Raw genomic sequence first — 12,711 nt, forward strand, 5'->3', positions numbered from 1 at the left:
CGCTACTCCGCCGCTTCCATTTCCTGCGCTTCTGCCGCTTCCAGCGCGCGGAAGTGCGGGATGACCTTCTCGCCGATGTTGCGGATCGTCTCCATGATCACGTCGTGCGGAATGCCGCCCATCTGGAAGATGAACAGGATCTCGTCGGCCCCTGCATCCTTCAGCCGCTGGACATAGCGGATGCAGTCGTCGGGCGTGCCATAGGCGTCCTGCGCCACGGTGTAGTTGGAAAGGTGCTCGTCCCCCACCGGAATCGCCTCTTCGGACAGGTAGGCGATGGTCGCCTGCTTGCCCTGCTCCAGCACCTTGGCATGATCCTCGGCGTCGAGGTCCTCGTCCACCGTCGGCTTGGCCCCGCCCTGGTACCAGTAGGCAATGCTTTCGGCGAAGAAGCGCTGGCCGCGCAGGCCGATCTTGCGGGCCTTTTCGCGGTCGTCGAGCACGGTCGCGGCGCAGAGCGCGGCAAGGTGCTCGGTCGGACGGAAGCCGACCTGGTCCTCAGCCTTGCGGGTGCGGAAGGCCTCGCGATAGATCGCGTTCTTCCTGGCGATCTCCTCGGGCCCGGAAAAGCCCAGCACCAGCGCACCGATGCCACGGCTGCCCGCCGCGATCAGCGTGTTCTCGCGGGTGCAGGCCATGTACATCGGCGGGTGCGGGTCCTGCCACGGCGAGGGATGGATCGGCCGCTTGGGGATCTTGATGTAGGTGCCGTCGTGCTCGATCTCGTCCTGCACCATGATCTTGGGGATCAGGTACATCGATTCATCGATCATCGGCTGCAGTTCGTTGAGGTCATAGCCGAAGGTCCCCGCCTCCTGCTGCGTCCCGCCCTTGCCCACGCCGAAGTGCAGGCGCCCCTTCGAGAGAATATCCAGCGTCGCAATGCGCTCGGCCACCTTGACCGGGTGGTTCATGGCGGGCGGCAGGCAGACCACGCCGTGGCCGATGTGGATGCGGCTCGTCGCCCCGGCGATGAACGCCAGCACCGTCTCGGGCGCGGACATGTGCGCGTACTGCGTCAGCGCGGTATGTTCGACGCACCAGATGCAGTCGAAGCCCATCTCCTCGGCATACTTGGCCTGCTCGACGATCTGGAGGAACACCGCGCGCTCGTTCTCGCGGCTGGCATCCACCATCTGCGCTTCATAGATGATCGAGAATTTCATGGGGCTCTCCGGGTTCCGCCCTATGCTTGGGCGTTTTGACGTTCCGGAATCCAAGTTATCGCACACCAAGACAGGGCGCATAACCCGATCGGGTTAGGCGCAGCTTCGGTCCGTCGCAGAGTCTGCAAGCCCCGCTCAGGCCTCAGTCGTCGTCCTCGCCCTTGTCGGCCTCCTTCACCTCCTTGGCCGTCGGCAGCCCGCAGCCGGTGCCGCGCCGCGCGTCGGCCGAAGCCTTGTTGATCTGGCGCAGCAGGCTGTCCTGATCGGCCGGAGCCAGCAGCGCGAACTGGTCCTGCTGCTCCCCGTTCATGAACGCGAATTCGCAGGCATTGCTCAGCGTCGGGTTGTCGCTTTCATAGCAGCGTAGCAGCGCCTCGGTGCCGCCCTTCGCGTCCTTGGTCTGAAAGGCGATTGCCACCATCGCCGGGAGAAACGGCTCGTCATCGCCAAAGCGGTTGCGAGCGAGGTCGATCACCTTCTTCGCCTTGGCATAGTTGCGCGCGCGCAGCAGCATGTCGACATGCTCGCCGAAGCCCGCGATGCTCTGCTGCATGTAGGGATCGGGCGGCACCGGCGGCGCGGCCACGGCCGGGGCGGCCTTGCGCCCCTTGCGCGCGGGCGCGGCTGCCGGTGCCGCGGCCATGCCGGCGCTGTTGGCAATGTCGTACATCCGGTCGGCCTCGGCGATCCTGCCGGTCTGGCGGTAGAGGAAGCCGACCGTGTTGGCGACGAGCGGCGTCCCCTTGAAGCGCCGCGCCAGTGCCGGCTGCATCGCAGCCAGCCCCTCCTGCGCCGCCGCCAGCACCTTGGCATTGCACGCCGCGTCCTTGGCATCGCAGGCGCCGCCGGGAATCTTGAGATGCGCCGTGTCCACCGCGATCACCGTGGCGCGCGCATCGGCATATTCCGCCGTGGCGCGGATGCGCTCGATCTGGGTCGTGCGCACCGCCAGCGGCTCCTTGTCGGCGTAGACCGCGTTGACATACTTGCCCAGTCCGGCCAGCCGCTTCTTCGCCGGACGGTGTCCCGCCGACATCATCTTGTCGAGCTTCTTGAGCGCGATGTTCTGCGCGTTCTTCAGCAGCCCGTCGGCCAGCTTGGAAAAGATGTTGCCGGTGCCCTGCCCGGTCGAAAGATCGACCAGCGCCTGTCCCCCGGCCACTTTCATGTAGTTGCTGAACTCGCCGCCGAACTGCTGCAGCAGGTCCCCGTCGCGCTTCTCGTCAGCCTGGATCCGTTCCAGCGCGGTCTTGAAGCCATCGTCGGCCGAAAATGCCGCGCGATAGGCAAGGTCCACCGCCGCCGCGTCGGCCTGGTCCTCCTGCTTGCGCGCCAGGCCCTGGTTCATGTAGCCGAGGATCGAGTTCATCTTGCGCTTGTTCGACCAGACCTGGGTCGACATCGCCAGCAGGCCCTGGTCGCCCCGCCGCAGCGCCTTGACCTGGTCCCCCTGCTTCTCGAAGCGCAGGTCCGCCAGCACCAGCCCGAGGTCGGCACAGGCGGTCACCTTGTCCACCCCGTTCTTCAGCCGGCGCTGCTTCGCCTCGCGCGAGAAGTGGGCCAGCGCGATGTGGCTGAATTCGTGCGCCAGCACCCAGGCCAGCTCGTCATCGCTCTGCACCCCCATCAGCAGGCCCATCGGCACCACGATCACGTTGTCGGGAAAGGCCGAGGCCGAATAGGCAGTCGTGCCGACGATGCGCACCGAGACCGGCGGCGGCGCGCGGTGCGGCCACTGGCTGCGGATCTGCTCGATCATCTGCATCAGCAGCTTCTCGGTCTCGGGCATGGGCAGGCCGTTGCCCGAATTGGCGCCCTTGTTGAGCGCGGCGGCGGACAGCGCCTGCCCGTTGGCGGCGGGCTCGACCATCGCCGCATCGGCCTTGGCCAGCGCATCGGGCGTCACTTCGCCGGTCAGATAGGGCTTGCCGTCCTTGCCCTTGACCGAAAACCCGCAACTGATGCCGGGAATGCACTGCGCGCCGACCGGCTGCACCGGCGCGACCAGCGCCACTGCCAGCGCACCGATCCCGATGCCGAAGCGGACCGCCGCCCTCTTGCCGACAACGCTCTTGCCGACAAGCCTCTTGCGGGCAACCGCCCGCACTGCCCCCGCACCGCCGCTCATTGCGGCACGCACGGGATCTTGCCGCCGCCCAGGCCTGCAGAGATGCCGCCGGTCGAAATCGCCGGCCTCCCGGCATCCTTGGCCGTCGCCGGATTGTTCACCGCCACGCAGACCGGGCCTTGCAGGCCGCTGACCGTAACCTCGGCCTGCCGCAGGAAGATGCGCTTGCCGTCCCTGGTCACGCCGAGATAGCCCCCCGCGATCGCCGCTTCCACTTTCAGGCCCTCCTTGGGCAGCTTCCACTTGTCGATCTTGCCCTGGAACCTGGCGTGCTCGTCATAGACGCTCAACTTGTCGCGGTTGAGCTCGGTCACCCGCACATCGCCGCTCACCGACGGCGCCTTGGCGGCAGGCGGACTTTCCGCGGCAACCGCGATTCCCGGCAGCGGCGTGAGCGCCATTGTCGCCGCGCCGATCAGGGCCAGCGCGGCCCCGTTCGCCTGAACCTTCATCGCCTTGCGTGCAATCGTCATCGCTCCGCTCCTCCTTCTGCCACGGATGTCCGGTTGAATGCTCTGGCCAGCGCCCCGCGCAGGTCGCCGACGACCGCCTCGCGCAGCGGCTCCAGCCCGGCCCAGATGATCCGGCCCACGCCCAGCAGGCCGATCATCAGCACGCCGACAAGGTTGAAATGCGCCGGGACGATCCAGCCCGAGGCCGCGCCCGGCCAGTGCAGGCCGCTGATCCACGCGAAGACCTGCACCACCGCCCCGATCGCCACGATGCAGCCCAGCACCAGCCCTGCCCGGCGCAACATGCCGCGCAGCCGCGTCGTCGCCGTGCCCTGCGCCATCAGCTTGGCCGCGATCTCGATCACCAGTGCCACGAAGAACAGCACCGGCACGTTGAACAGGTCCGCCCACGACAGCCGCGCCGAAGACACCACCTGCTCGGCCGGGCGGGCATAGCCGGCACCCCGCTCGATCAGGTTGTCGGTGGCCATGGCATGGAGATAGACCCCGGGAATGCCGCCGAAGACCGGCGCCTCGTGAATGTCGGAGAGATCGCTGAACTGCGCGCCGATGATCACCAGCCTTCCGCCGAACAGCGCCTCGGCATCGTCCGGCGTGATCTGCATGTTGACGATGTCGTCGGGATAGGCGCGGGCATAGAGGCACGGCGTCATTGCCTCGGTCGCCACCCCCGAAAGCGCCAGGCGGGCAATGTGCGCCACCGCCGCCCGCACCCTGCCATCGGCGGGCGCGCAAGGCTCGCGCGTGAACAGGCGGTCGGGCGATGACAGGCCGCTGTCCGGCCCCGGCCCGATCGCCCACTCGATCGCGATCGGATCGGCAAAGCGCTCGCTCCACCAGAAGCGGTGGAATTCGGGCGCCAGCTGCTGCAGGCCCTGGGCGCTGTCCGGATCGGTCCACGGCAGGTCGCGGCAGCGCGCCTGCGCCTCGGGCCCGAAGCCGCACCATGCGGTGTAGAGCAGCGCCGCCGGGTAGAGGCCGAAGCGGCGCGTGCGGCCAAGATCGCCCTGTGGCCCGTGGATCGTGGGATAGCGCCCCGACAGCACGTCGACCGGTGTCGTCAGCGCCACTTGTCCCAGCGCATCGAGCGCCGCCGAATTCGCCCCGTCGATCGCCGCTTCGCCCTGGCGCAGGCGGGAATCGCCGAACAGCACCGGCACGCCGCCCGCGCGGCGGATGCAGGCCATGCGCGCCACCGCGTTGGCATCGCAGGCCGTGCGGCCCCGCCAGGCCGCGTAGCGCGTCACTTGCGCCACCTGGCGGACAAGGCAGCGGAACGGCGAGAGGTCAGGCCCCTGGCGCTGGTCGCACGCCGCGGCGACGGCCGGGTCGTCAAGCGCGGCGACGATCGCCTCCCCGCTCGCGCCCGCAGCCGCCGCATCGGTCAGCTGCAGGTCGATGAACACCGCTGCCGGGGGCTGCTTCGGGATCTGCACCACATCGTCGATGAGCTGCGCGAGGTAGAACGCGCTGAGCGGGCGGGTCAGCCCCTGCCGCGCGATCGAGGCATTGTCGATGTAGAGCACGGTGATGGCATCGCGCCCCGAGGTCCGCGGCCTCCCGCCGGATTCGTCCCGGCTGGCGATGCGATCGGGATAATGGTGGGCATGAAGCTGCTGCCACAGTTCAAGACTGCGCTCCTCGCTCCACTTCGTGACTTCGAATGGACTGGCTATGGCAATGATTACAAACAGGAATGCAGTAACAAACGCCCGCCACAGCGGTCCGCTCATCCACGGAAACGGGCTTCGCCTTGCGTCCTGCTGCACAAAACCGCCAATTCTGAATCGAATCGATCCCTAATGGACAATAACCATGACCCGAGCCCCGACCTATTGCTTTCTTGCTCCTTTTTCTGCGCGCAATTGGGACAAGGCTAGATGCGATGACTTGGTTCATCTTCATGACAATTAGGATCACGGTCGGTTCATTCATGGCGCTCTGGGGCTACAACACGGATCGACAGCCATTTCGCCAAGTTCAACCGCCGATTGCGCGATTGAAGGAAATCGGTTAACCACTCGCCCAAACAGCTTCAAACAGGCGGGTAATGTCGGATCCGAATTCAATAGTCAGCCAGATCGGCGATCTTGCCTCAGCGGGCGAGAAGATGATCGAGCGCCTGCGCCGCAAGGCCTTCCTGCCAGACAGCCGCAAGGGACTCAACGTCCGCGTCGGCATTGCCGAGGCCGCGCAACTGCTCGGCTGCTCGACGAATCGCATCCGCATGGCCGAGGACGATGGCCGCCTGCCCCCTCCCCCCGCCGGAGACAACGGCCGCCGCCTCGGCTATTCGATGGAAGAGCTGATGCACATGCGCGAGGTGCTCGGCGCCTCCCCGGCCCGCGCGCCGATGGACGTGCCGGCGATCATCGCGGTGCAGAACTTCAAGGGCGGCGTCGGCAAGTCCACCGTCACCACCCACCTCGCCCACTATTTCGCGGTGCAGGGCTACCGGGTGCTGGTGGTGGACTGCGACAGCCAGGCGACGACGACGACGCTGTTCGGCTTCAACCCGCACTTCAACATCACCCGCGATGAAACGCTTTATCCTTATCTTTCAATCGACCCGACCCAGACCGACCTGCTCTACGCGGTCAAGCGCACGCCATGGCCCAACGTCGATCTGATCCCCTCGAACCTCGAACTGTTCGACGTGGAATATGAACTTGCCGCAGCCGGGGCCGATGGCCAGTCGGTCCTCGCCGCACGCTTCCGCAAGCTCAAGGCCGGGCTGATGGACATGGCGCGCGACTATGACGTGGTGATCCTCGACCCGCCGCCCGCGTTGGGCACGATTTCGCTCGCGGTGATGCAGGCGGCCAATGCCTTGCTGGTGCCGCTCGCCGCGACCACGCCCGACTTCTGCTCGACCGTGCAGTTCCTCTCGATGATGGACCAGGTCATCGCCCAGCTGATCGAGGCCGGGATCGCGGTGGACTACAGCTTCGTCCGCCTGATCTGCTCCAAGTTCGATGGCGGCGATCCGTCCCACGAAATGGTCCGCACCATCATGGAGCAGACCTTCGGCCCTGCCCTGCTTCCCGTCCCCATCCTCGAAAGCGCCGAGATCAGCCACGCGGCCCTTCGCATGATGACAGTCTACGAACTCGAAAAGCCGATCGGCACCCCCCGCACCCACAAGCGCTGCCGCGCCAACCTCGACGAGGCGATGGGCCAGATCGAACAGCTGGTCCGCGCCGGCTGGGGCCGCGTCGCCCCGGCGCGGGAGGAGGACGTGATCCATGCGTGATCGTCTTGGCCCCGAGTTGGAAACAACTTTCCTACAAGCGCACGTTCACTTTATGTTCCGCGCCTTTCGCAACGAGGTGACTTATGGCGCGTAAGCAGTCGGACTATCTCGCAAGCCTGCTGGCTGACGAGGAAATGCTTGAAACCAAATCGGAAGTTGCGGACATCGCCGCGTCCGAAGCGGTTGCCGAATCGCCCGCAGCGCCCCCTGCCCCCGCCCGCAACGAACGGCTGCGCGGCACCACCCTGCTTGGCCGCGAAAGCGCGCTGGCCCGCGTGGCGAGCGGGGAAGTGCGGCAGGTCACGCAGCTTCTCCTCGATCCGGCGCGGGTGCGGGTGTGGAAGGGCAATGCCCGCTCCTACGAACACCTCTCGGTCGAGTCATGCCGCGAACTGATCGATTCGATCATTGCCGAGGGCGGCCAGAAGGTCCCCGCCGTCGTCCGCCGCATCGAGGGCGACCCGGACCATGACTACGAAGTCATCGCCGGCACCCGCCGCCACTGGTCGATCTCGTGGCTGCGCAAGCATTCCTACCCCGAGATGCAGTTCGTGGCGCAAGTCGCCCAATTGGACGACGAGGCCGCCTTCCGCCTCGCCGATCTCGAGAACCGCGCGCGCAAGGACGTCTCCGACCTCGAACGCGCGCGCAACTATGCTCAGGCGCTCTACGATCACTACGGCGCCCACCTCACCCGCATGGCCGACCGGCTCAACCTGTCGAAGGGCTGGCTGTCGAAGATGCTCAAGGTGGCCTCGCTGCCCGACGTCGTGGTGTCAGCCTTCGCCAGCCCGGCCGACGTGCAGATGAAGCCCGCCTACCCCCTCGCCCAGCTGCTCGACAATCGCGAGCTGGCCCCGGCGATCCTGCGCGAGGCCAAGACGCTCACCCGCCTGCAGGAGGAGCGCCGCAATGCTGGCGATGCCGCGATCCCGGCCAACGAGGTCGTCGCCCGCCTGATGGCAGCGAGTGCGGTCAAGACCGACGGACCGCCCCGCGAGATCGTGATCGAAGGTCGCGGCGGGCGGCCCGCCATCACCCTGCGCTCGATCAACCGCCAGGGCGTGACGCTGCGCTTCCACGCCGGTTCCGGCATGCACCTCGACGCCCTGCTCGAACTCGCCCGCGACGCGCTGACCGAGCTGGAAGACGAGGGCCGGAGCATCCTGCTCTGATGGAACAAGGGGGGAGGACAGCGGCAACGAACGAGTGTTTCCCCGGGGAAACATTTTTCGCGCGCGCCCATTCCTTCCCGATCCGGACCCGTGTTTCCCCGGGGAAACGAAGCGCAGCGGAGTTCAGCGCAGCTAAACATTTTTTCCCGAGGGGCCTTCGACAGGCTCAGGCTGAGCGGAATCTGGGGTGGTGGCTGCGGGAACGAGGCAATCACTCGCGCACCTACCCCCCCTTCCCCGCTCATCCTGAGCTTGTCGAAGGATGCCCAGCGCGAGCTTCCGTTCACGGTGTTTCCCCGGGGAAACATCTGAAGCACGCACCGACAGATCTCACTCCCCAAGAATGTTTCCCCGGGGAAACACCCGCGAAAGCCCCCTCCCCTTGACCCGCGCCAAAGCTTCCCGGGCCACGCCATCCGGCGACCAGTTCGACCTGTTCCTGCCCTATGTGGCGGACATGCCGATGCGCGATCAGCGCGAGATGATGGAGCGGCCGTTCTTCAGTCTCGCCAAGTCGAAGCGCGTCAAGCCGATCGACTACACCTCCCCCGACGGCAAGCTGTGGGTCCACGTTTCGGCCAGCCCCGACTATGGCATGGCGACGATCTGGGATGCCGACATCCTGATCTACTGTGCCAGCGTGCTGGCCGACATGGCGCGGCGCGGGGTGAACGACGTGCCGCGCAAGCTGAACCTGATGCCCTACGACCTGCTCCGGGCCATCGGTCGGCCGACGACCGGGCGCGCCTATGAGCTGCTGGGCCAGGCGCTCGACCGCCTGGTGGCGACGACGATCAAGACCAATATCCGCGCGGAGAACCGGCGCGAGGCGACCTTCTCCTGGCTTGATGGCTGGACGCAGCTGGTCGATGAAAAGACCGAACGCTCGCGCGGCATGACGATCGAGCTGTCCAACTGGTTCTGGGAAGGCGTGATGATGAAGGGCGGCGTGCTCTCGATCGACCGCGCCTATTTCGACATCACCGGCGGACGCGAACGCTGGCTCTACAAGGTGGCGCGCAAGCACGCCGGCGGGGCAGGGGAGGAGGGCTTTGCCATCTCCATGCCGACGCTGTTCGAGAAGTCCGGCGCGGAAGGCGAGTACCGCCGCTTCAAGTTCGAGATCCTCAAGCTTGCCGAAAAGGACGCGCTGCCGGGCTATGGCCTCAGCGTCGAGACCGCCAAGGGCGGCGAACCGATGCTGCGCATGCGCCGGATCGACGGCAAGGACGGCGCGGGCGAAGTGGGGCAGGGGACTGGCGGGGGCAGTGCAGGCGTCCTTCGACAGGCTCAGGACGAGCGGATCGTTGAGGGTCTCGCTATCAAACCCGCTCAGCCTGAGCCTGTCGAAGGCCCCTCGCATAAAAGTGTTTCCCCGGGGAAACACGAAACCGTCGATGCCTCATCGCTGATCCGCAAGGCCGTGAAAGGGCTGAGCGACAATGCCTCGCGCGGGTTCATGGCCGACGAAACCATTGCCCATTTGCGCGAAACATGCCCCGGCTGGGACCTCCATGCGCTGCACGCCGAGTTCGAGACTTGGGTCAATGCCGATGCCGCGCGGCTCCCGGCGAACTGGCAGAAGGCCTTCATCGGCTTCGTAAAGCGCCACCACGAGAAGCACGGCCACACCCTGCGCCGCTGATCGGCTGCGCACGCCGTTCCGAAAATGTCGGGTTCGAAAGTCGGTCCGTTCCCGAAGTGTCGGGCGTGGTTCGGTGACGTTTCCCGCGGATTTTGCGCGCAGCGGCTTATCCACCGAATTTGAACCTCCTTGTTGGAGTTCTGTTGGAAAGTGATTCAATCCGTCCCAGCCATCGCGCCGCTGATCCGGTCCATCGATACATCGGGAACGGCCTGATCCAGTGTTTCGATCCTTCGAGAACGGTGCTTCGACCCTTCGGGAACGCGGCGTCGGACTTTCGGGAACGATTTGTCGACATTCCAGGAACGGGGCGGACCGTGCGAATCGCCGGACTATCGCGAGTCGGGAAGCACGGCGGCGCGCTTAACTTGTCTAACCCTGTCTAAAAGCCTTCTAACCCGCAGGAAGCTTCGCTTTGGGGTTTGATGAAAGGGAGAAGAGGTCAGTCCTCTACGGCAATGCCCAGCTTGCGCAGGCGTTCCTCGATCTCGGCCATCTCGCTGTCGAACCCGGCGAGGATATCGGCGACTTCTGGAACGGCGGTGGAAACCGAAGGCGGGCGCCCGCGCTCGGCGCTGCGCAGGCCGAGGGACTGGGCGACATCGGGCGCGACGTAAGTGCGCCAGGAACCGCGTCCGCTGATCTCGACCATGATGCCAAGCGCCGTGGCGCGTTCGAGCAGCTTGCCTGCGCCCGAGACAGTGACGCCGACCAGCGGGGCGAGGCTGCGCGCGGCGAGGCAGGGGCGGGTGAGGGCGATGCGGGCGAGATCGGCGAGCTTGCCCGGGCGGTGCTCCTGCGCCACGGCGAGGGCGGTGCGGCGGGCGGAGGCTTCGAGGCGGTCAAGCCGCTCCAGACCGTCCTCAGCCTGCCGCCTTACGCCCTTGAGCAGGCGTTTGAGGAGCAGGGGCCGTGGATCGCTGGCGAAGCGCTGTGCGGGCTCTCCCGGCGCCATGCAGGGCAGGGCGGTGCGGGTGAGGCCGATGCGCCTGAGAAGCAGCGGGAAGGCCAGCCAGGGCGCAATCGTGCGGTCGGCGCGGGCCGAGGCGTCGAGCAGGTGCAGCGCGCGGACGAGGGCAGGAGCCTCGCGCCAGCCCTCGGGCGGATCGAAGGTGAAGGGCAGGCCGTCGGACCAGTGGCGGCCTTCAGGTTCGGAAAGCGCCGCCAGCCACGGCTCATAGGCGGCGAAGGGCTCGTCCTCGGTGCGGATCAGGGCGCGGCCGGGCAATCTGAGGCCGCAGCGCTCGGCAATAATGTCGATTTCCTCGACCGGCGACTGTTGCAGGCGCAAGGCCGCCGCATAACCTGCCCATGAGGCGCGCAGGATCCAGCCCGGACGGAGCGAACTGGCCGAAACGCGGGCGTCCAGGCGGGCAAGTGCGGCGCTGGCCTGGGCGAGCTCGTCGGCAAGCGATGGCGTCCATGCTACGGCGGTGAGGGGGAGGGGAGGGGGCGCCACGCAGACGATTGTAGACTGAAAGGGGTACTTCCGTCCACGTGCTTTGATGGCTTGTTAGGGCTTCAGGAGAAGTTTTCCGGCGCGGACTTCGTAGCGGCGGATTGCGGCGGGGTTCTCGACCCGGGCAGAGGGAAGATGGACCGTGGAGGCGGCATTGGCAAGGGTGACGGTCACGCTGTTCGCTGTCAGCGGAGCGCCTTGGGGTGACAGGCGCAAGGCGCTGCCGTCGACGATCCACGCAGCGCCATCGCGATGCGGGGAGGCGAGGCGGGCAGTGCCGTCGGCCTCGACCATCAGCGCGGCGTCCTCGTCGATGCCGATGCCGGTGATCGGCTTTCCGGTGAGCGCCTGCGCCTTGGCGACGAAGGCGAAGAGACGGCCCAGGCGGTCGCGCTGGGTGAAGTGGCTGTCGGTGATGATCCCGGCCAGCCGCACGAGGTGGAGGAAATCGCGCTCGATGGTGACGCCGGGGCCGAGCGGGTCGGCCAGCGCCTCCGGCGAGGTGATGCTGTTGCCGTCCATCGCGCCGTAGAGCGCCTCGCCCAATACGGCGAGACCGGCGCTGGTGCCGCCCAAGGGCTTGCCCGATACGACATGGGCATCGAGCAGGCGGGCGACCTCGGTGCCCTGCCAGAAGCGCACGTAACGGGCCTGGTCGCCGCCGGCGATGAACACTGCGTCGGCGCGGGCGAGCTTGCGCAGGATTGCGGGATCGGCGCTCTGGCTGCGGGCGTGGAACACGATCACCTCGACCGAGGCGGGGCCATCCGGCGTGCGGAAGAACTCCTCGCCCATGTCCTTGCCATAGGAGGCGCTGATGATCACGACATGGCCGCGCCCGGCGTGGGCGAAGAACCATTGCAGTGCGGATCGATCGCGCTTGCCGCCGCCCATGAGGAGCAGGCCGGGCGTGGGTTTGCCGGGGGAGGGTCTGCCGGGGGAGGGGGCGGCGGGATCGCCGAAGGTGTAGAATTCGGGCGGCGTCTCGGGTTCCTCGGCGCGGGCGGGGGACGCGAGCAGTACGAGAGCGAGGAGCAGGGCTGGGCGGTGCATGGCATCAGGATAAGCGGGCTGCGGCGGCAGGCAATGGCGGTGAGCAACAAGGGTGGTGACCCCTCCGTCAGCCGCTTTGCGGCTGCCACCTTGTATCTTGGAAATGGTGCATGATGCGATTGCGGGTTGGGTCGCTAGCGACCCAACCCGCGCCGTTCGCGAGCCCGTAGCCACCTTGGTTGCCTAGACCGCTGGGGAGCCTGGGCCCGGACGGATCTTCATCAACCCGCATGGTTGCGAGGGGTTTGTACCCCGCACGCGCAAGGAAGGGAACGAAGATGGCGTCTCATGCGGTGTTTGTCGGGATCGACGTGAGCAAGGCAAGGCTCGATGTGTGCCTGTGGCCGGATGGAGAATGC

9 protein-coding genes are annotated in these 12,711 nt (G+C 66.8%); 3 read left to right on the forward strand and 6 right to left on the reverse strand.

The features are described 5' to 3' along the window. Positions 1-2 precede the first annotated feature (2 nt). The 4 genes from I2488_RS02555 to I2488_RS02570 all read right to left on the reverse strand — a co-directional run bounded on the left by I2488_RS02555 (position 3) and on the right by I2488_RS02570 (position 5,500). The gene (locus I2488_RS02555; protein WP_196274225.1) at positions 3-1,166 is read right to left on the reverse strand and encodes an LLM class flavin-dependent oxidoreductase; all 1,164 of its coding nucleotides are present in this window, start codon (positions 1,164-1,166) and stop codon (positions 3-5) included. 142 nt (positions 1,167-1,308) lie between these two features. Next, the gene (locus I2488_RS02560) at positions 1,309-3,294 is read right to left on the reverse strand and encodes a M48 family metalloprotease (RefSeq protein WP_214652154.1); all 1,986 of its coding nucleotides are present in this window, start codon (positions 3,292-3,294) and stop codon (positions 1,309-1,311) included. Continuing rightward, complete coding sequence (locus tag I2488_RS02565) at positions 3,291-3,767, reverse strand: hypothetical protein (protein ID WP_196274227.1); 477 nt, start codon at positions 3,765-3,767, stop codon at positions 3,291-3,293. Before I2488_RS02565 ends, I2488_RS02560 begins: the two co-directional genes overlap by 4 nt. Continuing rightward, on the reverse strand, positions 3,764-5,500 hold the full coding sequence (locus I2488_RS02570; RefSeq protein WP_196274228.1) for a CHASE2 domain-containing protein: 1,737 nt from the start codon (positions 5,498-5,500) through the stop codon (positions 3,764-3,766). The genes I2488_RS02565 and I2488_RS02570 overlap by 4 nt, the downstream gene beginning before the upstream one ends. A gap of 317 nt (positions 5,501-5,817) precedes the next feature. On the opposite strand from I2488_RS02570, the gene I2488_RS02575 reads away from it, so the two are divergent. The 3 genes from I2488_RS02575 to I2488_RS02585 all read left to right on the forward strand — a co-directional run bounded on the left by I2488_RS02575 (position 5,818) and on the right by I2488_RS02585 (position 9,840). After that, positions 5,818-7,020, forward strand: coding sequence for an AAA family ATPase (locus I2488_RS02575; RefSeq protein WP_196274229.1), 1,203 nt, complete (start codon positions 5,818-5,820; stop codon positions 7,018-7,020). A gap of 83 nt (positions 7,021-7,103) precedes the next feature. Beyond that, entirely contained in the window at positions 7,104-8,195 is a 1,092-nt protein-coding gene (locus I2488_RS02580) for a ParB/RepB/Spo0J family partition protein (protein WP_196274230.1), read from the forward strand. A 457-nt stretch (positions 8,196-8,652) separates the two neighbouring features. Beyond that, entirely contained in the window at positions 8,653-9,840 is a 1,188-nt protein-coding gene (locus I2488_RS02585; protein ID WP_425492346.1) for a replication initiator protein A, read from the forward strand. Positions 9,841-10,282: 442 nt separating this feature from the next. On the opposite strand, the gene I2488_RS02590 is transcribed toward I2488_RS02585, so the two are convergent. Both I2488_RS02590 and I2488_RS02595 read right to left on the reverse strand, forming a co-directional pair. Then, the gene (locus I2488_RS02590; RefSeq protein WP_196274232.1) at positions 10,283-11,299 is read right to left on the reverse strand and encodes a hypothetical protein; all 1,017 of its coding nucleotides are present in this window, start codon (positions 11,297-11,299) and stop codon (positions 10,283-10,285) included. 54 nt (positions 11,300-11,353) lie between these two features. Next, positions 11,354-12,352 (reverse strand): cyanophycinase, encoded by a 999-nt coding sequence (locus tag I2488_RS02595; RefSeq protein ID WP_196274233.1) that lies wholly within the window; start codon positions 12,350-12,352, stop codon positions 11,354-11,356. Positions 12,353-12,711: the final 359 nt, after the last annotated feature.

Source organism: Novosphingobium jiangmenense (assembly GCF_015694345.1).
Lineage (GTDB): Bacteria > Pseudomonadota > Alphaproteobacteria > Sphingomonadales > Sphingomonadaceae > Novosphingobium > Novosphingobium jiangmenense.

Excerpts from the sequence above, each read along its gene's own strand:
- I2488_RS02560 (WP_214652154.1), bottom strand. The coding sequence starts at position 3,294 with ATGAGCGGCGGTGCGGGGGCAGTGCGGGCGGTTGCCCGCAAGAGGCTT.
- I2488_RS02575 (WP_196274229.1), top strand. The coding sequence starts at position 5,818 with ATGTCGGATCCGAATTCAATAGTCAGCCAGATCGGCGATCTTGCCTCA.
- I2488_RS02565 (WP_196274227.1), bottom strand. The coding sequence starts at position 3,767 with ATGACGATTGCACGCAAGGCGATGAAGGTTCAGGCGAACGGGGCCGCG.
- I2488_RS02585 (WP_425492346.1), top strand. The coding sequence starts at position 8,653 with ATGCCGATGCGCGATCAGCGCGAGATGATGGAGCGGCCGTTCTTCAGT.
- I2488_RS02555 (WP_196274225.1), bottom strand. The coding sequence starts at position 1,166 with ATGAAATTCTCGATCATCTATGAAGCGCAGATGGTGGATGCCAGCCGC.
- I2488_RS02595 (WP_196274233.1), bottom strand. The coding sequence starts at position 12,352 with ATGCACCGCCCAGCCCTGCTCCTCGCTCTCGTACTGCTCGCGTCCCCC.
- I2488_RS02570 (WP_196274228.1), bottom strand. The coding sequence starts at position 5,500 with ATGAGCGGACCGCTGTGGCGGGCGTTTGTTACTGCATTCCTGTTTGTA.
- I2488_RS02580 (WP_196274230.1), top strand. The coding sequence starts at position 7,104 with ATGGCGCGTAAGCAGTCGGACTATCTCGCAAGCCTGCTGGCTGACGAG.